Here is a 25,833-nt window from a genome sequence, read left to right on the forward strand (position 1 = left end):
AACGACCGAGCCCCACCCCGCACATGCCGGCTCGCTCGCAACCCGACGGCGCGACACGACCCGGTCAGGCCTCGCCGAAGACGTCGGACAGGTCGTACTGGGCCGGTTCGGCCAGTTGGTCGTAGGTGCAGTCCGTTGCGTCCTTGTCCGGGCGCCAGCGGCGGAATCTTGTGGTGTGGCGGAAGCGGTCGCCCTGGGTGTGGTCGTAGGCGACTTCGCAGACCAGTTCGGGGCGCAGCGGGATCCAGTCCGCGACGCGGTCGCCGGTCCAGCGGTTGACCGCGCCCGGGAGCCGGTCGGCCTCGTGGGCTTCGGCCTCGCCCCAGTGGGCCCAGGGGTGGTCGCCGGTTCCGTCGTCGGGGACGCGGTACGGGGCGAGCTCGTCGACCAGTTCGGCTCGGCGTGCCGTGGTGAACGACGAGCTGACGCCTACGTGTTGCAGGCGGCCACGACTGTCGTACAGGCCGAGGAGTAGCGACCCGACCACCGGTCCCGACTTGTGCTCGCGGTAGCCGGCCACCACGCAGTCGGCGGTGCGCTCGTGCTTGACCTTGACCATCACGCGTTCGTCCGGCCGGTACCGTCCCGCCGGGTCCTTGGCGACGATGCCGTCGAGGCCCGCGCCCTCGAAGCGCTCGAACCAGGCCTGGGCGAGCGCCGGATCGTCGGTGGCCGGTGCGAGGTGAACGGGCGCGGGCACGTCCCCCAGCGCCTCGGCCAGTGCCGCCCGACGCTCCGTCAGGGGCCGGTCCAGGTACGCCTCGTCGCCGAGCGCCAGCAGGTCGAAGGCGACGAACGAGGCCGGCGTCTCCTCGGCGAGCTTGCGCACGCGCGACGCGGCCGGGTGGATGCGGTCCTGCAGCCGGTCGAACTCGAGGCGCCCGCCGACCGCGACGACGAGTTCGCCGTCCAGCACACAGCGAGGCGGCAGCAGGCGGCGGAACGCGTCGACCATCTCCGGGAAGTACCGGTCGAGCGGCTTGGTGTTGCGGCTGCCGATCAGGACCTCGTCGCCGTCGCGGAACACGATCGCGCGGAAGCCGTCCCACTTGGCCTCGTAGTGCATGCCGGACGGGATGCGGGCGGCGGCCTTGGCCAGCATCGGCTTGACCGGCGGCATGACGGGCAGGTGCATATGTCACATTCTGGCCTACTCTGGTGCGATGAGCGCTGCCGAGCAGATGGACGTCGACGGCACGTCCGTCCGGGTGACGAACCTCGACAAGGTGTACTTCCCGGAACGCGGCTTCACGAAGGGCGACGTCATCCGCTACGTCGTCGCCGTCGGCCCCGGCATGCTGCGCGGCATGCGGAACCGCCCGACGACGCTGGAGCGGTACCCCGAGGGCGTGGACGGCGAGTCGTTCTACCAGAAGCGCGCGCCGAAGTACCTGCCCGAGTGGATCCCGACGGCGCGGATCCGCTTCCCCAGCGGGCGGCCCGCCGACGAGATGTGCCCGGACAGCGTCGCGGCGCTGGTGTGGGCGGCGAACCTCGGCACGCTGGTGTTCCACCCGTGGCCGGTCACGTCCGCCGACACCGACCGGCCGGACGAGCTGCGGATCGACTTCGACCCGCAGCCCGAGACCGACTTCGCCGACGCGGCCCGCGCCGCCCACGAAATGCGGGCGGTGCTGGCCGAGCACGGTTTGACGGGGTGGCCGAAGACGTCCGGCGGCCGCGGCGTACACCTCTATGTGCCGATCCGCCCCGAGTGGACGTTCGTCGAGGTCCGCCGCGCCGTGATCGCGCTCGGACGCGAGCTGGAGTCCCGCATGCCGGACCGGGTCACGACCGCGTGGTGGAAGGAGGAGCGCGGGGCCCGGGTCTTCGTCGACTTCAACCAGATGGCCAGGGACCGCACGATCGCCGCCGCCTACTCCGTCCGGGCGAACCGCCGGGCGACGGTCTCGGCCCCGCTGCTGTGGGACGAGCTGGACGACGCCCATCCGGACGACTTCGACCTCGCCACGATGCCGGAGCGTTACAAGGCGGTCGGCGACCGCCACGCCGACATGCCCGAGCACGCGTTCGGCCTGGAGTCGGTGCTCGAAATGGCCGACCGCCAGCAGCGCGACCACGGCCTGGGCGACCTGCCGTATCCGCCGGACCACCCGAAGATGCCGGGCGAGCCGCCGCGCGTGCAGCCGAGCCGCGCGAAGCACCCGGTCGAGGAGTAGCGCCTCGTCGAGGAGTGGCCCGCAGCCGACGAGTCTCCCGCGGTCAGGCGGTCCGAAGGCGGCGCCCGACGAGGACGGCCGCCCCGCAGCCGCCGAGCACCACCGCGCACAGCGCGATCCCGGCCCGCGGCCCGAACGCGTGCGCGACGCCGCCGAGGACGTTCACCGTCAGGAGCAGGGCCGCGCTCTGGGTCAGGGTGAACAGCGACTGCACCCGGGTCAGATGGCTCTCGGGCGCGGCCGTGATCAGGACCGGGGCCAGGTGGCTGATGAGCAGTCCGATCCCGGCACCGCCGCACAGTGCGCTCACGACCGCGACGGCTCGGGACGGCGTGAGCGCGAGCCCCGCGAGGCCGAGCGCGGCCAGGACCATGCCTGCCGCGGCGACCGTCATGAGCCGCCGCGCCGTGCCTTTCCAGGTGACGGCTAGCGTCACCGCGACCGTGCCCACGCTCTGGGCGCCGGTGATCAGCCCCGCGGCGGAGGCGTCCCAGGCCCTCGAACGGCACAGCAACGGGACGAGCAGCGAGCCCACCGGGATGACGAACCCAGCCGCCGCGGCCATGAGGCACAGCACGCCGCGAAGCCCCGGCGTGCGCATGACGACCGCGACACCGTCGGCCGCCTCGCGCACGATGTGCCGCCGCTCGGCGGGCTGCGGCGGGGCGAAACGGGGCCGGATGCGGAGGAGCACCACTAGGACGACGCCGAACGTCGCGGCGTCCACCGCCGCCGAGGCCGGCAGCCCCGCGTACGCGACCACGGCCCCGCCCAGCGGTCCGCCGGCCATCGCGACCAGCTGGCTCCCGCTCTGCCGCATCGCCGTCGCCCGGGCCACGTGCTCGGAATCGACCAGGACCCGCGGCATCGCCCCGGACGCGGGCAGATAGAACGCGTCGTTGACGCCGATCACCAGCGCCGCGACCAGCAGCAACGCGAGCGGCGTGCCGAGGCGCCACGCGGCCAGGGCCAGGGTGAGCGCGACCACGAACATCACCGCGTCGCCGACGAGCATGACCCGCCGGGCACCGGCCCGGTCGCCGACCGCTCCCCCGAGCAGGAGCAGCACGGTCCGCGGCAGGACGATCATCGTCATCACCAGTCCCGCGGCCGCCCCACCGTGCGCCGTCGCCGCCCAGCCGAGCGCGAAGTACAAGGCCGCGTCGCCCAGTTGCGAGATCAGTGCGGCCCCGACCCAGACCTTGAACACGACCGGCAGCGCGCTGGCTTTCGGCTGGGGTGGCGCCGTCGTCGTCATGCGGCCGGAGGGTAGAGGTCGGCACCGACACCCGACGCGCGATCAGCATCGCGGTCGAAGCCGGTGGGACGCGGCGGCACCCTCCGCCTGCGCGCGGCCGGGCCCGCGGCCGAAGCCGGTGGGACGAGGGTGCGACACCGACATGCGGCGCGCGGTTGGTGCGGCCGCCGAGTCCGGCGGGATGAGGCGGCGACATCCGCACCCTGCGCGCGATCGGGCCCACAGCCGACGCCCGTGAGCCGACGGGTCGGCACCTGCATCCCACGGGAGGTCCGCACCACGGCGGCGGCGAGCCAGGCGAGAGGTCCGCGCCCTCACGCTGCGCGCGATCCGCACCGCGGCGGAGGCAGGTCCAGCGGGGTGTCGGCGCCGGCACCCAGCACGTGATCGCCATCGCGCCCGCGGCCATCGACGCCCTGCCACCGCCACCGCACAGACCGTGTCCGGCCTGCGCGTTTGCGTATACCGATCCCCCCGCTCGGCCGCCCCGCGTGCCAGGATTGCCCCGTGGTGCAGCACTTGGGTTTCGGGACGGGTTTCGACACACCGTTCGTCGGGCGGGGGACGGAGATCTCCTGGCTCGACGACGCGCTGGAGCGTGCCCGCTCCGGGGATCCCCGGGCGGTGCTGGTCGCCGGGGAGGCCGGGGTCGGGAAGACGCGACTGCTCGACGAGGCCGGGGAGCGGGCGCGGGGCGCCGGGATGACCGTGCTGACGGGGCACTGCATCGATCTCGGTGAGGTCGGTCTGCCGTACTTCCCGTTCACCGAGATCCTGCGCGACGTCGAGGACGACCCGGGCCTCGCCGAGGTGCTCGAGGCGTACCCCGCGGTGCAGCGGCTGCTGCGCGGCGGGGCGCCGTCGGGGTCGACGGCGGCCGAGGGCGCCGGGGTGCGGTTGCGGCTGCTGGAGGAGGTCGCGGCGCTGCTGGCGGAGCTCGCCGAGCGGGCACCGCTGCTGGTTGTCGTCGAGGACCTGCACTGGGCGGACCAGTCGACGCGTGACCTGCTCCGTTTCCTGCTCAGCCGGCTCCAGCCGCAGCGTTCCGGCGGTGCTGCGCACCAGCGGATCGCGGTGCTGGCCTCGTACCGTTCCGACGACCTGCACCGGCGGCACCCGGTGCGTCCGTTGCTCGCCGAGTTGGTGCGGCTGCCCGTCGTCGGGCGGCTCGACCTCGGTCCGATGGACGACGAGGACGTCGCCGCGCTCGTCCGCGCGCTGGGCGCGGAGCAGCTGTCCGAGGAGACCGTCCGCGGCATCGTCGAGCGCGCCGAGGGGAACGCCTTCTACGCGGAGGAGCTCCGCGTCGCCGCCGCCGAGGACACGATGGCCGGTGTCCCGAGCGGCCTGGCCGAGGTGCTGCTGACCCGCATCGAGCAACTGTCCAACAGCACGCAGCGGGTGCTGCGCACGGCGGCCGTCGCGGGCCGCCGTGTCGAGCACGGGCTGCTGCGGGACGCGCTCGAACTCCCGGACGACGAGCTGGACACCGCGCTGCGCGAGGCCATCGGCCGCCACCTGCTCGTCGCCGACCCCGGCGGCGCGACGTACTCGTTCCGTCACGCGCTGACCCGCGACGCCGCGTACAGCGATCTGCTGCCCGGCGAACGGGTGCGGCTGCACGGCGAGTTCGCCCGCCTGCTCGGTGTCGGCGCGCGCCGAGCGGGCAGTGCCGCCGAGCGGGCGCACCACCACCGGGAGAGCCACGACCTGCCGGGTGCGCTGACCGCGTCGCTCGAAGCCGCCGACCACGCCGCGCGGGTGGCCGCGCCCGCCGAGGAACTGCGGCACGTCGAGACGGCGTTGGAGATCTGGGACGCGGTCCCGGACGCTGAGGAGCTGACCGGCACCGACGACGTCGCCCTGATGCTGCGCGCGTCGGCGGCGGCCGTGCGGATGGGCGAGGGCCACCGCGCCGTCGCGCTCGCCCGCGCCGCGCTGGACCGCGTCGGTTCGCACGGCGACACCAACCTGGCGGCGAAGGTCCGCTACACGCTCGCGTCGAACCTCATGTCGGTCGACAACCTGGAGGCCGCGCTCGAGTTCAGCAGCCAGGCCCTCGCCCTGATCCCCGCCGACCCGCCGACGCTGACGTGGGTGTGGGCGGCGTCGACGCACACCTTGGCCGCGTTCTACGCCCGCAAGGACCGCACCGCGCTCGAGCTCGGCCTCCAGGCGATCAAGGCCGCCGAGGAGCTGAACGTGCCGGACGCGATGGCCGACGTGCTCATCACGCTCACGGCGATCGACGACAACAACCGCACGACCGCGCCCGGCCGCGAACAGCTGCGCCGCGCCGCCGACCTGGCCCGCCAGGCGGGCAACGTCGCGATCGAGCTGCGCGCCCTGTACAACCTGGCGCTCGGCTGCCACGAGACGGCCGAGCTCGACGAGTGCCTGCGCTGGCTCGACGAGGGCCGGGAGCGGGCGCGCCGCACCGCCCAGACCAACGCGCCCTACGCGCTGGAGATGCGCTACCTGCGCGCCCTCGTCCTGTACACCGTCGGGCGCTGGGACGAGGCGGTCGAGGCGGCCGGAACCGCCCCGAGCACGTTCGGCCACGTCGCGGACGTGGCGCTGTACGTCGCGCAGGGCCGCGGCGATCCGGGCGTCGCCGCGCGGGCCCGCGCGCTGTACGACCGCAAGCAGTCGACCTGGATGGCCCAACTCGTCGGCGGCCTGCTGCTGGTCGAGGACGCGCTGGCGCGACGCGACCCGGACGGCGCGGCGGAGTGGGCGCGGCGCGCGATGGGGGCGTTGAGCGCCCCGGAGAACCCGCTGCCGGACGCGGGCGTTCGGTTCTCGGCGCTGGTGCTCGCGGCGGTCGGGGACGCGTCCGCCGAGGCACGGTTGAGCGGCGACGCCGCGGCCGTGGCCCGACTCACCGCGCTGGCCGACGAGTTCGTCGACCTCGCGCGCGCGACGGCGACCAAGCCGGCCCGGCTCCGGCGCCCGGACGGCCCCGAGGGCGTCGCGTGGCTGCGCCGCGCGGAGGCGGAACGGGCGCGCGCCGACGGCACGGTGGACCCGGACGTGTGGGCGGGCGTGGTCGAGGCGTACGGCTACGGCAACGTGTACGAGCAGGCCAGGGCTAAGCTGCGGCTGGTCGAGGCGCTGATCCTCGCCGACCGGCGCGCCGACGCCGCGGTGGTCGCCGACGAGGTCCGCGCGACGGCGGCCGACCTGCGCGCGGTGCCGCTGGCCGAGGCGGTGGACGCGCTGGCCCGGAGGGCCCGCCTGGGCGGCTCCGCCTCCGCGGCCGGCCCCGCGACGGTGCTGACCGGCCGCGAGCAGGAGGTGCTGGCGCTGCTGGCGAAGGGCCGCAGCAACCGGCAGATCGGCGAGGCGCTGTTCATCAGCACGAAGACGGCGAGCGTGCACGTCTCCAATATCCTGGCCAAGCTCGGCGCGGCGTCGCGGACGGAGGCGGTGGCGCTGGCGTACCGCGCGGGGCTGATCGACCAGGCGGAGGCCGAGGGCTGACGTGCCGAGGGAGGCGCCGGCCCGACCGGCGCCCCACCGGTGGCCCGGCGGCGATCACCGGCACCTCACGGGCACGTGATCGACGGCGATCACCCGCAGCTCACCGGCACTTGATCGGCAGCTCACCGGCACCTGATCCACAGCTCATAGGCAACTCACTTGCCCGGTAAGGGCATTGTGTCTGCAACCCGTCCGACCTATCGTCCCCGCAGGACGACCGGCCACCGTCGACGGGGGAACCGACCATGACCGCTCAGCTGCCGTTCGCCGTGACCGGGGCCGTCGAGCCCCCGCGGGTCCAGCGTGAGCTCCAGGGGAAGGGCCCGGTGCACCGGATCCGGACCCGGGTAGGTGACGAGGCCTGGCTGATCACCGGTTATCCGCAGGTCCGGGCGTTGGCGGACGATCCGCGGCTCGGGCGCTCGCACCCCGATCCCGACAACGCGCCCCGGCTGTCCGAGTCGGCGTTGATCGGGCGGCCGACCGGGGAGTTCGAGACGGAGCTCGCCGAACACGCCCGCAACCGCGCCCTGTTGCAGCCCTACTTCTCGCCGCGCCGCATGCGCACGCTGCGCCCGCGCGTCGCCGAGCTCGCCGGGCGGTTCCTCGACGACCTGGCGGCGCATGACGGCGGCCCGGTCGACTTCAACCCCGTCGTCGCGCTGCCGCTGCCGATCATGGTGATCTGCGAGCTGCTCGGCGTCCCGTACGAGGACCGGGAGCAGTTCCGGGCCTGGTCGGAAGCCGCGGGCAACGCCGACATGCGCGAGCACTCGCACCAGGGCCTGATCGAACTGTTCACGTACGGAACGGAGTTGGTGGCCCGCAAGCGCCGGACGCCCGGCGACGACCTGATCTCGGGGCTGTGCGCCGAAGACAGCCTGCGCGACGACGAGATCGCCGTGCTGTCGATGACGCTGCTGTTCGCCGGCCACGAGACGACCGTCGCGCAGATCGGCCTCGGCGCGCTGCTGCTGCTCACCCAGCCCGGCCAGTGGCAGGGCCTGCTCGACGCGCCCGACCGGATCGCGCCGCTCGTCGAGGAGATCATGCGCGCGCCGATGTCCGGCACCGGCGGCCTCCCGCGCTGGGCGCGCGCCGACTTCGAGGTCGACGGGCACCTGATCCGCACGGGCGACCTGGTGCTGCTGGACATCGCCGCGGCGAACCACGACCCGGCGGTGTTCGAGGACCCCGACCGGTTCGACCCGGACCGCGGCGCCGTGCCGCACCTGGGCTTCGGCTACGGCGGCCGCTACTGCCTCGGCGCCCCGCTGGCGCGCATGGAGATGCAGGAAGTGCTCGGGCAAATGGCCCAGCGGTTCCCGGAGTTGCGGCTGGCGATCCCGGTGGAGGAGGTGCGGTTCCACGACGACCGGCTGCAGTCGGGGGTCGTGGAACTCCCCGTCGTGTGGTGAAAGCCGTCGTGGAACCGCACCGTCCCGGGGTCAGCCGGTGACGCTGGCCGCGCCCGTCTCCAGGTGTCCCGTGAAGCGCTGCGACCACGTCGTGTCGGAGCCGACCGTCACCGTGAGGTCGTACCAGCCGCCGGCGTCGGCCACGGCCTCGAACACCGGCGAGGTGCTCGCGCCCGCGGCGACGGAGTAGGTGCGCGCGCCGCCGGACAAGTAGGCGTTCGGGGTCACGGTGAACGTCACCGCCGACGAGCCGGCGTTCGCCAGCTTGAGGCGCAGCGCGAGCTTCCCGGTCGTCGTCGAGGTCACGTACGAGGCGGTGACGGCGACGTCCTTCCCGGCCTTGGTGGCGTCGCCGGTGAACCGGCGCAGGAACCGGTTCGGGCCGACCACGGTCAGGTCGTACTGCCCGTCGCCGTAGCCGGTGCCGCAGTTGAAGTAGTCGCTGGTCGAACCGCCCGACGCGAGGGTGTACTGCCACGGGCCGCCGATGCGGAACGCGTTGGCGTACGCCGCGAGGTGCGTCGAACGCTTCGCCGCCGTACCGGTGTTGGACATCGAGATCCACACCTTCATCACACCCGCCGCGCCGAACTCCAGGTGGTCCAGGTTGGCGTTGGGCTGGTACGGCAGCGCCCGCGCGGGCCGCGTGCCGGTCTCCTGGACGGGCAGCGCGTTGGTGACCGGTGCCGGGTTGGGCAGCGGGGCGCAGGTGGCCATGCCGATGGTCGACGAGGTGTCGGGCAGCGACGGCAGCCCGAACACCGGCGCGGAGAAGTCGAACGCGGACGTGAGGTCGCCGCACACCGCGCGGCGCCACGTCGAGATGTTCGGGCACGTGGCCGGCTTGCCGATCGCGGCCGACCACACCTCGAGGAAGCGCAGCACGGACGTGTGGTCGAAGACCTCGGAGGTCACCCACCCGCCGCGGCTCCACGGCGAGATGGCGATCATCGGGACGCGGAAGCCGAGCCCGATCGGCTTGCCGCCGTAGAACTCCCCGGTCGTCCCCGAGGGCGGCGCGGGCGGCGGCACGTGGTCGAAGAAGCCGTCGTTCTCGTCGTAGTTGAGGAACAGGATCGACGAGTTGTAGACCGCCGGATCGGCGTTGAGGGCGTCGACGACCATGTGCACGAAGTGCGCGCCGTCGGCCGGTGTGGCGTAGGGGTGTTCGGACGAGGCCTGATCGGCCACCACCCACGAGACCTGCGGCAGCGTGCCCGCGACCACGTCGGCGCGGAGCGCCGCGGCGATGTCGTCGGGGGTGCGGCCGGTGGTCTGGGGCACCGAGCCCATGCCCTTGGTGCGCAGGGCGCTGCCGGCCGGGGCGTTGGCGAACTGGGTGAAGTACGCGAGCGCGTTGTCGCCGTAGTTGTCGGCGGCGTTCTGGTAGACCTTCCAGCTGACCCCGGCCGTTTCCAGCGCCTCGGCGTAGGTCTGCCAGCGCAGGTTGGACTCGTCGCCTCCGTCGTACGCGGGGCCGCCCTGGGTGCCGCCCGGGTCGATCGTGCCGCTCCAGTGGTACGTGCGGTTCGGCCCGGTCGCGCTGAGGGCGGAGCAGAAGTAGGCGTCGCAGACGGTGTAGTTGTCGGCCAGCGCGTAGTGGAACGGGATGTCGTCGCGCTTGAGGTAGCCGAGCGTGCGGACGTTGCCTTTGGCGGACACCCAGGCGTCCAGCTTGCCGTTGTTCCAGGCCGCGTGCTGGTCGTTCCAGCCGTGCGCGAGGTCGCCGTTGCACTGCGCGAGCCGCTCGGGGTCGGCGCCGCCGGCCGGGGCGGTCGCACTGAACTGCCACGGGTACTGGCGGCCCAGGCCGTTCGGCTGGTTGAACACCGAGTTGCCGCCTGAGAGGCGGATGGTGGCGCGGTCGGCGAAGCCGCGGACGCCGCGGAGCATGCCGAAGTAGTGGTCGAAGCTGCGGTTCTCCTGCATGAGGATCACGATGTGCTTGGCATCGGCGATCGTTCCGGTCGCCGCGGCCGCGACGGCGCTCTTGGCGCCGGTCCGACCGTCGGCGCCTTGCACACCCGCGCTCGCGCTCGCGGCGCCGGCGACGGTCGTCGCACCCGCCGCGCCCGCGCCCAGCGCCATGAACTTTCTCCGACTCAGCTCAGCCATCAGACCGACCAGCCCTCCACGTCCGCCGCCCGGGGCGGCCCGCCGGGAACGCCCCGACGCATCGGCAGACTTTGTCGGAGACCGATGAACAGGCTGCTACGTCTTCCGAACGAATGGGTGACACCATACGGTCACGTAGGTTGCTGGATGCACTGTCGCTCGATGGCTGAACCGGGCACCTTCGGTACGGCAGGTGCGCCGACAGATCTGACGCCCCGACGCCACGCCTCGCCGCACGATGGCCGCAGGACCTACTCAGGCCACCCAGGCGCCACTGTTCGGCAACGGAACGCCATGTCGTTCGTTGGGCGTTCACGAGCGATGCATGCGTTCGTGCTTCGATCCGCTCTGATCCGTCTGATCCGCCCGAATCCCGTCCGCGCTCGCGCGGCCCCTGGAGGCATCAGTGACATCCGCGATCGAACCCCCCGGCTACCCCGCCCTCGCCCGTCCGTTCGGCCGCCGCATGCTGCTCGTCGGCGGGGCCGCCGTGGCGGTCGGGGGGCTGCTGGACGTCCGGAGCGCCCATGCCGAGCCGGTGCGGCGTGACCCGTTCGGCCTCGGCGTCGCCAGTGGTGACCCGCTGCCGGAGGGCGTCGTGCTGTGGACGCGGCTGGTCGCCGACCCGTACGACGCCGCGTCGATGGACCGGCGCGCCGTGCACGTCGAGTGGGAGGTCGCCGCGGACGAGCGGTTCTCGCGGGTGGTGCAGCGCGGTTCGGAGATCGCCCGACCGGAGCTCGCCCACTCGGTGCACGCCGACGTGTGCGGCCTGCGGCCCGGCCGCGACTACTGGTACCGGTTCCGGACCGGCCGCTACGTCAGCCCCGTCGGCCGCACCCGGACCGCGCCCGCGGCGGCCGCGGAGCCCGGGCGGCTGCGATTCGGCGTCGTCAACTGCCAGGACTGGCAGAACGGCTACTGGCCGGCGTACCGCGGCCTCGCGGCCGAGGACCTGGACGTCGTGCTGCACCTCGGCGACTACATCTACGAGTACGACCCGCACAGCCGGTTCCCCGACCGCCGGCACACCACCCCGCAGACCCCGGGCCTGGACCAGCTGTCGACGCTGCCGGACTACCGCGCACGGCACGCGCAGTACAAGACCGACCCGGCCCTCCAGGCCGCGCACGCCGCGTTCCCGTGGATCGTCACCTGGGACGACCACGAGACGGAGAACAACTACGCGGGCCTGGTCGACGAGGTCGACGACACCGGCGCGCGGCACCAGGACGCCGCGCAGTTCGCCCGCCAGCGCGCGGCCGCGTACCAGGCGTACTACGAGCACATGCCGCTGCGGCAGCCGATCCGGCCCGGTTCGGCGGACTACCGGCTGTACCGGCGCTTCGAGTTCGGCGACCTGGTCAGGCTGAACGTCCTCGACACCCGCCAGTACCGCACCGACCAAGCCGGCAACCACCCCGACGACTTCGGCCCGATCGCGGACGGCCTGGGCAACACGTCCGGGACGCTGACCGGCGCCGCCCAGGAGCGCTGGCTCGCGCACGGGCTCACGTCGTCGCGGGCGCGCTGGAACGTCGTCGCCCAGCAGGTGATGATGAGTCAGATCCGGTTCCCGAACTTCCTCGACCCTCAGCACCCGCTGCCGCCGATCGCGAACCTCGACCAGTGGGACGGCTACGACCCGGCGCGCGCCCGCCTGTTGACGCTGCTGCGCGACGCGCGCGTTTCGAACCCGGTGGTGCTCGCGGGCGACATCCACTCGTCGTGGTTCAGCGACCTGCGGATCACCCGCGACGACCTCCACGAGGCGCCGGTGGCGGTCGAGTTCACCGCGACGAGCGTCAGCTCGGACTTCCCGATCGCGTTCGACGGGCCGCTGAAGGCGCTCAACCCGACGCTGAACCCGCACGTGCGCTACTTCGACGGGTCCAAGCGCGGCTACCTGCGCATGACGGTGGACCGTGAGCGGTGGGTGACGGACGCCCGGACGGTCGACACCATCGCCACCCGCGACGCGCCGGTGTCGACGACGGCGTCGTGGGCGACGGTGAACGGCACGCCGGGACTCGTCCCCGCCTGAGCCTGCTCTACGTGGCATTTCGCGGCCTCGCGAAGTCCCCTATCTTCCAAGGACTTCGCGAGGCTTCACCCACGCGGCTCCGGAAGGGGTCAACGAAACAGCGCGGCGTTCTCCGCGAGGTACGCGTCGAGGGTGCGCGCCGGGCGCCCGAGGACGGCTTCGACGTCGCCGGTCGGCCGCTCGGGGTGACTGACCGCCAGTTGCTGGATCTCGGTGACGTGGGCGGCGAGCCAGTCGGGCATGCCGGCGACCCGGACCAGGTGTTCGCGGAAGGCCTCCGGAGGGAGGTCGATGTAGCGGATCTGCCTGCCCGTCAACCTGCCTATTCGGGCGGCGAGTTCGGCGTGCCCGACCGCCTCCGGACCGGTGAGGTGGTACACCGCCCCGGCCGGGCCGGGTGGCCTGACCAGCAGGGCGGCGGCCACGTCGGCGATGTCGCGCACGTCGATGTAGTTGCACGGTGCGTCGCCCATCGCCCCGACGATGACGCCACCGGCCTTGATGCCGTCGGCCAGCAGCGGCAGCTTCTGCATGAACGCATACGGGCGCAGCATCGTGGCGGCCACGCCGCTTTCCAGCAGCCGCTTTTCGACAGCGTAGTGCCCGCGCGAGACGGCGACCGGCGCGTCGGGCTCGGCGGCGGGTGCGGACAGTTTGACGACATGCCCGACACCGCACGCGGCGGCCGCGTCGACGGCGGCGAGTTCGAGTTCGACCTGCCGGGGGCTGTTGGCCATCGCCAGGAACAGCGCGCGGGTTCCGGCGAACGCGGCGCGCAGCGAGGCGGGGTCCGCGGCGTCGGCGCCGACGACCTCGATCCCCCATGTGGAATGCGCACGGTCGCCGAGCTGGCAGGCCAGCCGGTCGGGATCGCGCGTCAGCGCGCGGCACGGCACGCCGAGTGCGGTGAGGCTGTCGAGCAGCGCGCTTCCGGTGGCGCCCGATGCGCCCATGACGGTGATCATCCGCGTACTCCCGCGTCGGACCGGTGCTCGGACCGGTGGTCGGACCCGTTGTCGGATCGCTGCTTGGAACGCCGCTTGGAGCCCTGCTCCGAGCGGCGAAGTGTCGCGCGCCAGCGGCACGTGATGATCACCGTGGCGAGTGCCGCGGAGAGCGGCAGGTCGATGCGCAGCCGGGTGATCCCGTCGGCGTCGGGAACGGCGGTGTGCGCGGGCAGCCACGCGCCGGCGAACCAGCCGAGCCCGCCCGCGAGTCCGGTGGTGAGCACGGCGAGGCAGACGGCGAGCACCGGGGTCGGGAGGGACAGCGTCCAGCGGCGCGGGCGGCCGCGCCGGTGCAGCCACCGGCCGACGAGCGCGGCGACCACGGCGGAGGTGCCCGCGATCGAGGTGACGGCCGCGACGGCGAGGCCGCTCTGCCCGGTCGCGAGCCCTGCCGCGCCCGCGCTGAGCGCGGGCGCGAGATAGGCGATGGCGACCTCGCGCCACAGGATGAACGGTGGAGACATGACCCCTCCAAAAGAGAAGTGATTAGGGAGCTAACTATTTGGGCCGAAGAAAGCGCCCGCCGGATTTCCGACGGACGCCCCGCCCGACCCTCCGGGCGCGCTACGGCGTTTCGGCCGTCAACGCCCCGATGCCCTGCGTGATCCGGGCGAGCAGGTCGAGGAACACCCCGCGCTCGTCCGGCGTGAGCCCCGACACCAGCGCCTGGAGCCGGGCGAAGTGCTCGGCGGCCATGTCCCGCAGCCGCTGCGCCCCGCGTGCCGTCAGCACGACGACGGCACCGCGGCCGTCCTCGGCGGACGCCCGGCGGGCCACCAGGCCGTCCCGTTCCAGGCCGTCGACCAGGCCGGTCACCGTGGCACGGCTGACCCCGAGGCTCGCGGCCAGCTGCGACGGCGACTTCTCGCCCTGATGGTCCTCCAGGTCGACGAGCAGCCGGTACCGGCCGGTCGACAGCCCGAAGCGCGCGAAGTGCACCTCGGACGCCTGCCCGAGCCGGGCCCCGGCAGCCATCAGCCGGACCGCGACCAGCACGGACTGCGGGTCGGCGGACAGGCCGTAGCGCTCGATCTGGCGGCGGGCCTGGTCCAGGCTGGGGGCCGCGTTCGCGGCGTCGGCTTCGTCACTCACACAAACTAATATGGCGCCTAACTACATCGCGGTCAAGCCGCACTCCCGCGACCGACCCGCACTCCACGGCCCGCGCGCCCGCGCGCTCGCTTGGCATGATGGCGGCATGCCTCTGGTCGAAGCCGTTGTCGAGGTCCCGGTCGACGCCGCCACGGCCTTCGCCGTGTCGCAGACCACCGGAGAGGTGCGCAGGCGCTGGGACCCGTTCATCCGGCGCCAGCACTTCCTGGACGGCGCGACCGCGCCCGGAAAGGGCGTGCGCACGCTGACCGTGCACCGGGTGGGACTGCGGATGGTGAGCGAGTACGTCTCGTACCAGCCGCCGACCAACGTGGGCATGCGGATGGTCGAGGGGTCGTGGTTCTTCGCCAAGATGGGCGGCGGCTGGCGGTTCACACCGGTCGACGGCGACCCGACGCGCACCCGCGCCGTGTGGCGCTACAACTTCGGCTGCCGCCCGCGCTGGCTGGCACCGCTCGCGGACCGGATCGGCACGGTCGTCCTCGGCTACGAGATCCGGCGCCGCATCGCCCGCTTCGCCCAGGGCTGCGAGGACCCCGTCGTCCTGGCCGCCGTGCGCGGCGCGGCCGCGTCCACCCTTCCGGACGTCCCCGCCGACTGAGAAGGTTGGTGCGGGGGTGACGGGGATGCGGATGCCCGGTCGTTGGTGGCGGTCCGCCGTCGTACGCAAGGTGCTGGGCACGCTCGCACTGGGTGCGCTGGCCGTCGGGCTCGGGCTCGCCACCGATCTGCCGCTCGTCGGCGCGGTGCTGCTGTCGTGCTTCGTGTCGGGTGTCGCGCTCGTGGTGCAGGTCCTGGTCGAGGTCGAGCACCGGCTCGAGCGCGTGGAGCGGGCGCACGACCGGCAGACCGCCGAGGTCACCGCGCGGGTCGCGGACACGTTCCGGCAAGCCAACGACGCGACGCGGCTGGTCGCGCAGATCGACGCGTGCCCGGTCGGCGGCGAGCTCACGCGCGGGTTCGTGCGGAACGCGGCGCGGATCGACGCGGACACCCCGCCGCTCGTCCAGGACCTCGCGCGCGCCTCCGTCGACCGCACCTCGACGTTCCTGAAGGAGCTGCGGGAGGGCGAGGCGAAATACGAGGGCGAGGACACCGAGTGGCTGATGTCCCTGGCCCGCTCGGCGCGGCACAGCATCGACGCCACCACCAGCACCGGCCTCCAGGGCCCGGGCGGCGACGTCGTGAGCGGCTTCTGGCCGTCCGACCGGGGCAAGCGGTATCTCCGGGCGCAGCACCAGGCGGTCCGTGACCGGGGCGTCCGCATCCGGCGCATCTTCGTGCTGGAGCGGCCCGGGCTCGCGGCGGACCCGGCGTTCGCCGAGGTGGTGCGCGAGCAGACGGACATCGGCATCGAGGTGCGGGTGCTGAGCGCCCGGTCGATCCCACCGGCGCTGAGCGCGTCGTGGTTCGACTTCGTGCTGGTGGACGACACCGTCAGCTACGAGTCGGTGCTCGGGGCCGCCATCGGCACGGCCGGCAGTCCGTCGATCATCGAGACGGTGCTCGTCCTGCGGCCCGACCGGGTGCGGGAGCGGGCCGTGCGGTTCGCCGAACTGTGGGAGGCGGCCGAGCCGTTCACCGAGCCGTTCCGGGACGCCTTCACGCGGCCGGTCAGCTGACGGGATCCTCTGCTACCTGGGCGGTCCGGCTGACGAGACGCTCTTTGGGCCGGGCGGTCAGCTGAACGGTGCCGGCGGCATCGCGTCCGCGGTCGCGGCCGGACGCAGGTCGAGGCGGCGCAGCAGCTGGGCGTTCAGCGCGACCACGACCGTGGACAGGCTCATCAGGACCGCCGCCAGCTCCATCGGCATGGTGACACCGGCCCACGCGAGCACGCCCGCCGCGAGCGGCACGGTCACCAGGTTGTAGCCCGCGGCCCACGCCAGGTTCTGCCGCATCTTCGTGTTGACCGCACGCGACAGCCGGCGCACCCCGACGACGGCACGCGGGTCGTCGGACGCCAGCACGATGCCCGCGGACTGCACGGCGACGTCGGTGCCCGCGCCGATCGCGATGCCGACGTCCGCGCGGGCGAGCGCCGGGGCGTCGTTGACGCCGTCGCCGACCATGGCCGCGCGCCGCCCCTTGGCCTGCACCGCGGCGACCTTGCCGTCCTTGTCCCGCGGCAGCACCTCGGCGTAGACCTCGTCGACGCCGAGCTGGCCGGCCACCCATACGGCGACCGGGCGGGCGTCACCGGTGATGACGGCGACCTTGACGTGTTCCGCGTGCAGTTCGGCGACCGCCTCGTACGACTCGACGCGGACCTCGTCCTCCAGCGCGAGGCCGCCGGCCAGGACGCCGTCGACGACGACGTACAGGACCGTGGCGCCGTGCCGCGACCACTCCTTCGCCTCCGCGGCGAGCACACCGTCCGCGGTGAGGCCGGCGGCGCGCAGCAGGCCGGGTCCGCCGACTCTCACCTCACGCCCGGCGACCGCGGCCCGGATGCCCACGCCCTCCTCGGTACGGAAGTCCGACACCGGCCCGGGCAGCGCGCCGCGTTCGCGGGCGGCGCGCACGACCGCCCGGGCGAGCGGGTGCCCGCTGTCCCGCTCGGCCGCCCCGGCGAGGGCCAGGACCTCGTCGGGGACGTGGTCGTGGGTCGTGCGGAAGGCCGTGACGGCGGGACGGCCGCGCGTCAGCGTGCCCGTCTTGTCGAACAGCACGGTGTCGACGTCGCGCATGCGCTCGAGGGCGATGCGGTCCTTGACGAGGATGCCCTGCCGGGCGGCGAGTTCCGTCGAGATCGCGATGACCAGCGGGATGGCCAGGCCGAGCGCGTGCGGGCAGGCGATCACAAGGACGGTGACCATGCGTTCGACGGCAGCGCCCGCGTTGCCCAGCACCGACCAGACGACGACGGTCGCCAGGGCGGCGGCGACCGCGTAGTAGAAGAGGAGCGCGGCGGCGCGGTCGGCGAGGGCCTGTGCGCGCGAGTGCGAGCGCTGCGCCTCCTCGACCATGCGGCCGATGCCCGCCAGTTGAGTGTCGGCGCCGGTCGCCGTGACCGTGACACGAACGATGTTGTCGACCGCGACCGTGCCGGCCACCACGGTGTCGCCGACGCCTCGGTGCGCGGCCTTCGACTCCCCCGTGATCAGCGACTCGTCGAAGTCGGCGGCGCCCTCGGCGACCTTTCCGTCGGCGGGGACACGGCCTCCTGCGCGCACCAGCACGGTGTCGCCGGGGACGAGGTCGGCGACGGGGACGACCTCGACGCTGCCGTCCGGGGCCGACCGTTCGGCGGTGTCCGGCAGCAGTTCGGCGAGCGCGTCGAGGGCGCCCGAGGCCGCGCCGAGGGCCCGGATCTCCAACCAGTGGCCGAGCAGCATGATGTCGACCAGCAGCGCCAGCTCCCACCAGAAGTCCAGCGCGTCCGACACCAGGTCGAACGTCGCCGCCCACGAGGCGACGAAGGCGACGGTGATCGCCATCGAGATGAGGGTCATCATGCCGGGGCGCCGCGCGGCCAGCTCCGTGCGCGCGCCGGTGAGGAAGGGGCTGCCGCCGTACGCGAACACGGCGGAGCCGAAGACGGGTGGGACCCACGTGGACAGCGGGAAGTCGGGCGGGGAGTAGCCGAAGAGGTCCGCGAAACCGTCGCTGAGCAGCACGACGGGGACGGACAGGACCAGGCAGGCCCAGAATCGGCGGCGGAAGACCTCGGCGTGGCTCGCATGGCCCTTGTGCCCTGCGTGCCCTGCGTGGGCTTCGTGGCCGTTGTGGCCGTTGTGGCCGTCCGTTTCCGCTCTGGGGCGACCCTCGTCTTTCCGCCCTACCTCCGTCACCCGGCCTCCTCGACACCTGCCCGACACCGGGCTACAGATGCCCGGGAGGGTCGAGTCCAACCCTCCGGTTATCCGACTTCGTGGACCGGGAGCGCGGCCCGCTTCCCCCACTGGTGCTTGCCGCGCTCCCGATCGGGTGTTCGTTCGTCAGCGCTGCGGCTTGAGTGTGGTGGTCCAGAGGACCTTCGACTCGCCGTCCCGCAGCCGGACCGTCAGCTCACCGCTGTGGCCCTCGACCGCGACCTCGCCGAAGTGCTGGAAGCCCTCCATCGGCGACAGGTTCGCGCGCGGCGGCGCGTGCACGAACTCCGCCTTGGGGCCGAACGTGTCGTCCAGCTTGTTCGGGCCGAACGCGCCCGCGTTCAGCGGACCCGACACGAACTCCCAGAACGGGTCGAAGTCCTTGAACGCCGCGCGCGCCGGGTCGTAGTGGTGCGCCGCCGTGTAGTGCACGTCGGCGGTCAGGAACACGATGCCCTTCACGCCGCGACGCTGCGCCGTACGCAGCACCTCGGCGAACTCGAGCTCGCGGCCCAGCGGCGCACCCGGGTCGCCCTGCGCGACGCCTTCGAGGTTCGTCGGGCCGTCCGGCACGACCAGGCCGAGCGGCAGGTCGTTCGCGATGACCTTCCACGTGGCACGGCTGTTCGACAGGCCCTCGATCAGCCAGCGGCGCTGCCGGTCGCCCAGCATGCCCCGCGCGGGGTCCGTGTAGCGGTCGGTGTCGTTCGGGTCCTTGTAGGTGCGCATGTCGAGGACGAACACGTCGAGGTGCCGGCCGAACGACAGCTTGCGGTACACCCGGTCGTCGCCGATCGGCGTCCACTCCCGGAACGCCTGCTTGGCGCGCGCCGCCAGGACGTCGATGCGCTTCTCGGTGTAGCGGGCGTCGTCGAGGATCTGGCCGGGGTACCAGTTGTTGCGGACCTCGTGGTCGTCCCACTGGTTGATCTGCGCGACCTCGGCCATCAGGGCGCGGTAGTTCGCGTCCAGCAGGTTGTACGCGAACTGGCCGCGGTACTCCGTGAGGGACTCGGCGACCTTGGACTTCTCCGGCGTCACCACGTTGTGCCACACGCGGCCGTCGGGCAGCGTCACGGACGGGGCGAGAGGGCCGTCGGAGTAGACGGTGTCGCCGCTGCAGAGGAAGAAGTCCGGGTTGAGGCGGCGCATCTGCTCGAAGATGGTCATGCCGCCGATGTCCGGGTTGATGCCCCAGCCCTGACCGGCGATGTCGCCCGACCAGACGAACCGCACGTCGGCCCGCTGGTGTTCGTGGGGCGCCGTGACGAGGGAGCCGGTGACCGACGGGCCGGCCGCTCCGCGGTCGCCCTCGACGTGGACCCGGTAGTGGACGCGCTTGCCGGCCTGCAGGCCGCGGAGGCGGACGCGGCCGGTGAGGTCGGTTTCGGGGGTGACCAGGGGGCCGCGGACGACCTGCGCGTTGTGGAAGTCCGGACGGGTGGAGCACTCCACGACGAGGCGGCCCGGACGGTCGGCGCGGCCCCAGACGACGGCGGAGTCGGCGGTGGCGTCGCCGCTCTGGACTCCGTGCGTCAGCACCGGACGGGCCACGGTGAGGCCTGGGGCCGAGGGGGTGGGGTCGGTGGTGGCTGCTGCGGTGGCGCCGGCGGTTGCCGCGCCGACGACGGGGGTGAGCGCGATTCCGGCGCCTACGGCGGTGCCTGCGCGGAGGAAGTTCCTGCGGTCCAGAGAGGTCATGGCACGTGTGTAGTGGGCGTGGGCGACGGGGTGGCGAACGTGGTTTGACGGGGTCGTTAGGGGAGATGAACGGTGGGCGGTCCTTGCTCTGCGGCGTTCGCTTTCGGTGGCCTGACGCCTGGGGGGCGGGGTCTTTGACCTGCACCGTTCCTGACCTGGTGCGTTTTGGTGGCCTGACGCCCCTCCCGCTTTTGGATTTTCGCGCGGACGGCCCGCGCGTCAAGCCGTTCCTGCCAGCGCTTGGTCATGGGGCCTTGTCCCGTTGCGGCTTGACCCGCGGGCCGTCCGCGCTAACTACCTCGCACCTGGCGGGAGGGGCGCGGGGTGTGGACGCGCTTTGTGTGCTTTGCTCCGCCGGGCTGCGGTCGTCCTGTGGGTGCGGTGCGGGTTTTCTTGCGGGGTTTTGTTGCGCTGCCGGGCTGCGGTTCCAGCGTGGGCCGCGCCTGCTGACTCGGTCGGGGGCACGGCCTCGACCCCCCATCACTTTGCCGTCACGTATGCGAATCACCAGAACTCCCTCATTCGGGGGTCTCGGCGTCACACTTGCGTCACCACAGCGCGCTTTCGCGTCACTGCTCCGTCAACGGCCTGCGTGCTGTCCACGTCGGGCAGCGTCGTCCTGTGCCGGACCGGGGACAGGTGGACCGGGAGTGCGGACACGGCCAGGATTGCGGCGCCGAGCCACAGGGCCGTGTGCAGTCCCGCGAACTGGCCCAGCAGGCCCGCCGCTGCGGCGCCGACGGCCAGGGCGCCGGTGAGCATGAAGCGGAAGGTGGCGTTCATGCGGCCGAGGAGCGGGTCGGGGGTGAGGCGCTGGCGCAGCGCCACGCCGAGGACGTTGCTGATGCCGATCCGGATGGTGCACAGCAGCCAGCCGACGCAGGCCACCGGGAGCCACCAGCCCCGGTCGAGCGGCGCGATGAGCAGTGCGGTCGGGCACATGAGCAGCCCGGTGAGACCGAGGGTGCGGCCGTAGCCCAGGCGGGCCGACATCGGGCGGGCGAGTGTGGCGCCGATCAGGACGCCCAGGCCGCCGAGGCCGAGGTAGGCGCCGAGGGCCCAGGCGGGCAGGCCGAGTTCGCGGGTGAACAGGACCGGGAGGAGGGTGTTGAGCAGGTTGCCTCCGAGGTTGTTGAGCGAGGCCGCCACGGCGAGGGCGCGGAGTTCGCGGTCGCCGAGGACGTGGCGAAGACCTTCGGCTATCTGGGTGCGGAGGGTCGGTGCTTCAGCTGCGGCACCGCTCTCCCCCGGTGCGTTCGCCCCCGGTGCGCTCTTCCTCGGCGTGCTCTCTCTTGGTGTGCTCTCCTTCGCCAGGCCCGTCAATCCCAGGGCCGACGCCAGGTAGAGCGCCGCCGCCGCGAGTACCGCGACCGGGGCGGTCAGGACCTGGACGAGTCCGCCGCCCGCGCCGCGGCCGGCGATGTTGCCTACGGCCTGCAGGCTGACGACGGCCGAGTTGCCTCGGACCAGGGCGTCGGGCGGGGTCACGGCCGGCAGGTGGGTCTGCGCGCCCACGTCGAAGAACACGGTGGCCGCGCCGCCCAGTAGGGCCACGGCGTACAACTGCCCCAGCGTCAGGGTCCCGCAGGCCCACGCGACCGGGATGGACCCGAACAGCGCCGCTCGCGCCAGGTCGGCGGCGACCAGGACGCGCGGGACTCGCATGCGGTCCACCCACGCGCCGGCCGGGAGGCCTATGAGCAGGAACGCCGCGGTGGACAGCGTGGCGAGCAGGCCTACCTGGCCGGGTTCCGCGTCGAGGGCGAGGACGGCGGTGAGCGGGACGGCTACGTATCCGACGCTCGCGCCCAGGTTGCTGAGGGCGCTTGCGGTGAACAGCGTCCGGAAGCCGTGGCTGCCCCACGGCGAGGTGCTGGTTGGCATGCCGGTACGGTGCCGCCCGGCGCGCGGGGTGGGCCATTGTTTTAGCCTGGGCTGAATCGTCCCTGTCGGGTCCTGGAAGGCGGCGCCGTGACCGAAGAGCCTGCCCCGCTTCCACCGCCACGGCCCGGCGGCAGCGTGGACGTCGCCTTCACCGTGGAGGACGTCGCCCGCATCCGCTTCGCCGTGTCCCCGCTGTGGGAGGTGGTCACGAGTGTGCGCGTACTCAAGGGGTCGGACACGCAGGGCCTGCACCGGCGTTGGCAGGAGCGGGCGATCGCCTCGCTGCGCGCCGCGAAGCTGGATGTCGCACCGCTGTTCGACCTCGTCGAGGTGCCGACCTACGCGATCCCCAGCTTCCTCGTCCCGCCGCCGGCCACCACGCAGCCCTCGCTGGAGGTGGAGCTCGCGGCGGTACGCGCCACGCCGCCCGAGCGGTTGCGCGCGTCGGCGCCTGGCGTTCGTCCCGCGGTGGCGCGCCTGCGCGAAGACCCCGAGGGCGGCCTGGCACGCCTTACGGAGACCATCGCGGCGTACTGGGAGCTCACCCTCGCGCCGTACTGGCCCCGCATCCAGGCGCTGGTGGACGACGACATCCGGTACCGCGCCCGCATGTTGGCCGAGGGTGGCGCGCGGCGCCTGTTCGAGGACATCGACCCCGGGGTGACGTGGGACGCGGGCACCCTGCGGATCCGGCACCGGTACACCAGTGGCCCGCGCCGCCTCGACGGCCGCGGGCTGTTGCTGGTGCCGTCCGCGTTCATCTGGCCGCGGACGTTCAGTGTGCTCGGCTTCGCGGAGTGGCAGCCGACGCTGCGCTATCCGCCGCGCGGCATCGGCACGTTGTGGGAGCCGCGGCGTGAGGTGCTGTCGGATGCGCTGGCCGGGGTCCTGGGGCGCACCCGTGCGGCGTTGCTGACCGAGCTCGCGTCTCCTGCGTCCACGACCGAGCTCGCCGGCCGTGTCGGGGTGACGCCGGGCGGGGTCTCGCAGCACCTGACGGCGTTGCGCGCCGCCGGGCTGGTGAGCGCGCACCGCACCGGGCGGGTCGTGCTGTACGCGCGCACCGCCGTCGGCGAGGCCCTGGCGGCGGCGAACACGCCCGTGCCGCGGTAGCGGGGCCCGTGGGGCGGCGTGCGCCGCCCCGCGGGCACACCGTCACGCGTAGCAGGTCAGCGGCTTGCCGCCGTTGAACGTGATCATGTCGTCGAGCGCCGCGTAGATGTCGATCGGCGCGGCCCGCTCCGTGCCCTTGAGCTCGGCGTACGCCCGGTGCAGGTTGCCGACGATCCGCTCCGAGTCCGACAGCTCCGCGTACTCGCCCAGGTCCGTCTCCCGCGCCACGGTGAGCGGGTCCAGGCCCGCCTCCAGGCCCTTGCGCGCGGTCTCCAGGAGGAACTCCGCGTACCCGATCGCGAAGTCGATCTGCTCGGGGCCGCACACCTCGCCGTGCCCCGGGACGATCGTGGTCGCGCCCAGCTCCTTGATGCGGTGCAGCACGTCGAGGTAGCCGGCGGGCGAGCCCATCAGGAGGAACGGCATGCCGCCGTTGAAGATCAGGTCGCCCGAGTAGAGGACGCCCTGCTCCTCGAGCCACACCACCGAGTCGTTCGAGGTGTGCGCCGGGCCGAAGTGCTTGACCTGGGCCCGGAGTTCGCCCGAGTGCACGGTGATGCCGTCGGTGAAGGTCAGGAACGGCGGCACCGGGCGGATGCCGCCCCAGCCCACGCCCGGCCAGTAGGCGTCGACCTCCATGATGCCGAGGTTGAGGATCGCGGTGCGGGCGTTCTCGTGCCCCACGATGGTGGCCGACTCGAACAGGTAGTTCCCGTACGTGTGGTCGCCGTGGTGGTGCGTGTTGATGAGGGTGCGCACCGGGGCGCCGGTCTGCTTCGCGATGGTGTCCTGGAAGGTCCGGGTCCGCGCCTCGGTGGCGCAGGCGTCGATCGCGATGACGCCCTCCGGTCCGACCAGGAAGCCGGTGTTGTTGATCCACCAGCTGCCGTCCGGCTGGATGTACGCGTACGCGCCGTCGGCCACCTCCTGGACGCGGGGCGGGTCCATCCGGCTGCCGTGGTCGTGTTGCGACGTGCTCATCGGTTCTCCCGATCGATTGGGGTGTGCTGCGCCTACGCCTTGCGGCCGAACGTCGAGACGGTTTCGTACCACATGGCGGAGAACGCCGGGTCGAGCGCGATCCGGCTGACCGCGTCGAGGTCGTCCTGGGTGAGGCCCTGCGCCTTCAACTGCTCGCGCAGCTGACGGGTGTGGATGTCGTGCAGGAGGCTGCCGCCGGCTCCGCCCGTGGTGGAGTCGGTGTGGATGACGGTCTGCACGTCCTGCAGACCGAGTGCGCGCATCTCCTGGTGAATCGAGTAAGCCCATTCGGTGTCCGAGCCCGCCTCGCGCATGACGTTGAACATCGCGCCGCTGAACCGCCTGAACGTCGCGGCCGCTTCGTCGTCGGGCGCGGTCATCACGCGCAGCGGGTCCGGGCAGTACGCGTCCTCGACCAACAGCCAGCCGCCGGGCGCCAGCGCGCCCGCCAGACGGGCCAGGATCTCGCGCCGCTCGGCGATGTGCATGATGACGTAGCGGGCGTGGATGACGTCGAACAGTCTTCCGTCGCCCGGCAGTTCGTCGGTGCGCACGTCGTGCACGAGCACCTCGACGCCGTCCGGCACGTCGACGCGGCTGGTGTCCAGGTCGGTCGCGACGACCGAGCCCTCGGGCCCCACGAGTTCGGCGAGGTGCCGGGCGATCGAGCCACCGCCCGCGCCGATCTCCCATGCGCGTGCGCCCGGCTTGACGTCGAGCGACGCCAGGCGCGCCTTGGTGATCGGGTCGAGCATCCCCTGCAGCACCTTGAGCTGCGCGTCGATCTCCGGCGCGCCGGTGAACGCGTACTCGGACGCGTGCTCGGTGGCGTTGGACATGGTGGTGTCCCTCCGTTGGGTGAAGCGGATCAGGCGTGGCGGTCTGCGCGGTCCCGGGCGCCGGTGAGCGCGGAGGCGAAGCCCGCGTCGGTCCCCGGGCCGGTCGCGGTGGCGGCGCGTCCGGAGGTCAGGTAGACGGCGTCGTCGGCTATGCCGTCGACCAGGGCCGCCTGCGGGGTGGCGATGAGCACCGTGAGGCCCTGCGCGGCGAGGGTCCGCAGCAAGCCGTGGATCTCGTGGGCGATGGCGGGGGCCAGCCCCTCGGTCGGCTCGTCGAGGAGCAGCAGCGCGGGGCTGAGCAGCAGCGCGCGGGCGAGGGCGAGCATCTGCTGTTCGCCGCCCGAGAGTTCGCCGCCTCGGTGGCTGTGCCGTTCGCCGAGCCTGGGCAGCAGGCGCACCACGTCGGCGCGCGTCCAGACGGGTCCTGCGACGCGGGCGCGGGCGGCCGCGCGGGCCGCCGGGGTCCACGCGCGGCGCTTGGTGCCCGCGCGTTCGGCGAGCCGCAGGTGCTGTTCGACGGTGAGGCTCGCGAACACCCGGCGGCCCTGCGGGACGATCGCGGTGCCGACCCGGGCGACGATGTGCGGCGGCTTGCCGGTGACGTCGGTGCCGGCGATGCGGATGCTGCCGCCGGACGGCGTGACCAGCCCGGCGACCGCGTGCAGCAGCGTGGTCTTGCCCGCGCCGTTCGGCCCGACGACGGCCAGCACGCCGCCGCGCGGCAGGGTCAGGTCGATGCCGTGCAGCACCGCGCCGCCGCCGTACCCGGCGGTCAGCGACCGGATGTCGAGCATCGGGGCGGACGGCGCGCCGCCGTCCGCCGCGGCGGCGCGTTCGGCCCGGGGCCGGGCCAACGGCACGACCTCGGCCATGTGTTCCTCG

General features: G+C 73.1%; 19 protein-coding genes. 7 read left to right on the forward strand and 12 right to left on the reverse strand.

Annotated elements, in window-relative coordinates; genetic code table 11:
* Window positions 1-64: 64 nt before the first annotated feature.
* Window positions 65-1,135, reverse strand: coding sequence for an ATP-dependent DNA ligase (locus tag QI554_RS27500; protein ID WP_281473377.1), 1,071 nt, complete (start codon window positions 1,133-1,135; stop codon window positions 65-67).
* Window positions 1,136-1,163: 28 nt separating this feature from the next.
* Between QI554_RS27500 and ligD the strand changes: the two genes are divergently transcribed.
* The gene (gene ligD / locus QI554_RS27505) at window positions 1,164-2,180 is read left to right on the forward strand and encodes a non-homologous end-joining DNA ligase (protein WP_281473379.1); all 1,017 of its coding nucleotides are present in this window, start codon (window positions 1,164-1,166) and stop codon (window positions 2,178-2,180) included.
* Window positions 2,181-2,223: 43 nt separating this feature from the next.
* Here the strand turns inward: ligD and QI554_RS27510 are convergent, their stop codons facing one another.
* Complete coding sequence (locus tag QI554_RS27510; RefSeq protein ID WP_281473381.1) at window positions 2,224-3,438, reverse strand: MFS transporter; 1,215 nt, start codon at window positions 3,436-3,438, stop codon at window positions 2,224-2,226.
* A 507-nt stretch (window positions 3,439-3,945) separates the two neighbouring features.
* On the opposite strand from QI554_RS27510, the gene QI554_RS27515 reads away from it, so the two are divergent.
* Together QI554_RS27515 and QI554_RS27520 are read left to right on the forward strand one after the other, a co-directional pair.
* The gene (locus QI554_RS27515; protein WP_281473382.1) at window positions 3,946-6,921 is read left to right on the forward strand and encodes an ATP-binding protein; all 2,976 of its coding nucleotides are present in this window, start codon (window positions 3,946-3,948) and stop codon (window positions 6,919-6,921) included.
* A gap of 245 nt (window positions 6,922-7,166) precedes the next feature.
* Window positions 7,167-8,339 (forward strand): cytochrome P450, encoded by a 1,173-nt coding sequence (locus QI554_RS27520; protein WP_281473383.1) that lies wholly within the window; start codon window positions 7,167-7,169, stop codon window positions 8,337-8,339.
* 30 nt (window positions 8,340-8,369) lie between these two features.
* Here the strand turns inward: QI554_RS27520 and QI554_RS27525 are convergent, their stop codons facing one another.
* Entirely contained in the window at window positions 8,370-10,454 is a 2,085-nt protein-coding gene (locus QI554_RS27525; protein ID WP_281473384.1) for a phosphocholine-specific phospholipase C, read from the reverse strand.
* Window positions 10,455-10,860: 406 nt separating this feature from the next.
* On the opposite strand from QI554_RS27525, the gene QI554_RS27530 reads away from it, so the two are divergent.
* Complete coding sequence (locus QI554_RS27530; RefSeq protein WP_281473385.1) at window positions 10,861-12,498, forward strand: alkaline phosphatase D family protein; 1,638 nt, start codon at window positions 10,861-10,863, stop codon at window positions 12,496-12,498.
* Between the two features lie 89 nt (window positions 12,499-12,587).
* On the opposite strand, the gene QI554_RS27535 is transcribed toward QI554_RS27530, so the two are convergent.
* From QI554_RS27535 to QI554_RS27545, 3 genes are all read right to left on the reverse strand, one after another.
* Window positions 12,588-13,463, reverse strand: coding sequence for an NmrA family NAD(P)-binding protein (locus QI554_RS27535; protein WP_281473387.1), 876 nt, complete (start codon window positions 13,461-13,463; stop codon window positions 12,588-12,590).
* The gene (locus QI554_RS27540) at window positions 13,460-13,969 is read right to left on the reverse strand and encodes a hypothetical protein (protein ID WP_281473389.1); all 510 of its coding nucleotides are present in this window, start codon (window positions 13,967-13,969) and stop codon (window positions 13,460-13,462) included. Before QI554_RS27540 ends, QI554_RS27535 begins: the two co-directional genes overlap by 4 nt.
* Before the next feature lie 100 nt (window positions 13,970-14,069).
* Complete coding sequence (locus QI554_RS27545) at window positions 14,070-14,597, reverse strand: MarR family winged helix-turn-helix transcriptional regulator (RefSeq protein WP_281473391.1); 528 nt, start codon at window positions 14,595-14,597, stop codon at window positions 14,070-14,072.
* Between the two features lie 106 nt (window positions 14,598-14,703).
* Between QI554_RS27545 and QI554_RS27550 the strand changes: the two genes are divergently transcribed.
* Together QI554_RS27550 and QI554_RS27555 are read left to right on the forward strand one after the other, a co-directional pair.
* Complete coding sequence (locus QI554_RS27550; protein WP_281473392.1) at window positions 14,704-15,219, forward strand: SRPBCC family protein; 516 nt, start codon at window positions 14,704-14,706, stop codon at window positions 15,217-15,219.
* 31 nt (window positions 15,220-15,250) lie between these two features.
* Window positions 15,251-16,240, forward strand: a complete 990-nt coding sequence (locus QI554_RS27555; protein WP_281473393.1) for a DUF6879 family protein — start codon at window positions 15,251-15,253, stop codon at window positions 16,238-16,240.
* A gap of 57 nt (window positions 16,241-16,297) precedes the next feature.
* Here the strand turns inward: QI554_RS27555 and QI554_RS27560 are convergent, their stop codons facing one another.
* The 3 genes from QI554_RS27560 to QI554_RS27570 all read right to left on the reverse strand — a co-directional run bounded on the left by QI554_RS27560 (window position 16,298) and on the right by QI554_RS27570 (window position 22,018).
* A complete protein-coding gene (locus tag QI554_RS27560) occupies window positions 16,298-18,412 on the reverse strand; it encodes a heavy metal translocating P-type ATPase (protein WP_281473395.1) in 2,115 nt (704 codons plus the stop codon).
* 147 nt (window positions 18,413-18,559) lie between these two features.
* Complete coding sequence (locus tag QI554_RS27565; protein WP_281473396.1) at window positions 18,560-20,134, reverse strand: alkaline phosphatase D family protein; 1,575 nt, start codon at window positions 20,132-20,134, stop codon at window positions 18,560-18,562.
* Window positions 20,135-20,671: 537 nt separating this feature from the next.
* On the reverse strand, window positions 20,672-22,018 hold the full coding sequence (locus QI554_RS27570) for an MFS transporter (protein WP_281473398.1): 1,347 nt from the start codon (window positions 22,016-22,018) through the stop codon (window positions 20,672-20,674).
* 87 nt (window positions 22,019-22,105) lie between these two features.
* On the opposite strand from QI554_RS27570, the gene QI554_RS27575 reads away from it, so the two are divergent.
* Window positions 22,106-23,131 (forward strand): ArsR/SmtB family transcription factor, encoded by a 1,026-nt coding sequence (locus QI554_RS27575; RefSeq protein WP_281473401.1) that lies wholly within the window; start codon window positions 22,106-22,108, stop codon window positions 23,129-23,131.
* Between the two features lie 42 nt (window positions 23,132-23,173).
* On the opposite strand, the gene QI554_RS27580 is transcribed toward QI554_RS27575, so the two are convergent.
* From QI554_RS27580 to QI554_RS27590, 3 genes are read right to left on the reverse strand one after another with little or no spacing between them, the layout of a single operon-like run.
* Window positions 23,174-24,112 carry an MBL fold metallo-hydrolase gene (locus QI554_RS27580; RefSeq protein ID WP_281473403.1) on the reverse strand — a complete coding sequence of 313 codons (939 nt, stop codon included), beginning with the start codon at window positions 24,110-24,112 and terminating at the stop codon, window positions 23,174-23,176.
* Between the two features lie 32 nt (window positions 24,113-24,144).
* Window positions 24,145-24,951, reverse strand: coding sequence for a class I SAM-dependent methyltransferase (locus QI554_RS27585; RefSeq protein ID WP_281473405.1), 807 nt, complete (start codon window positions 24,949-24,951; stop codon window positions 24,145-24,147).
* A gap of 29 nt (window positions 24,952-24,980) precedes the next feature.
* Window positions 24,981-25,745 carry an ATP-binding cassette domain-containing protein gene (locus QI554_RS27590; protein WP_281473502.1) on the reverse strand — a complete coding sequence of 255 codons (765 nt, stop codon included), beginning with the start codon at window positions 25,743-25,745 and terminating at the stop codon, window positions 24,981-24,983.
* Between the last annotated feature and the right edge of the window lie 88 nt (window positions 25,746-25,833).

The organism is Yinghuangia seranimata (genome assembly GCF_029953285.1).
Classification (GTDB): Bacteria; Actinomycetota; Actinomycetes; order Streptomycetales; family Streptomycetaceae; genus Yinghuangia; species Yinghuangia seranimata.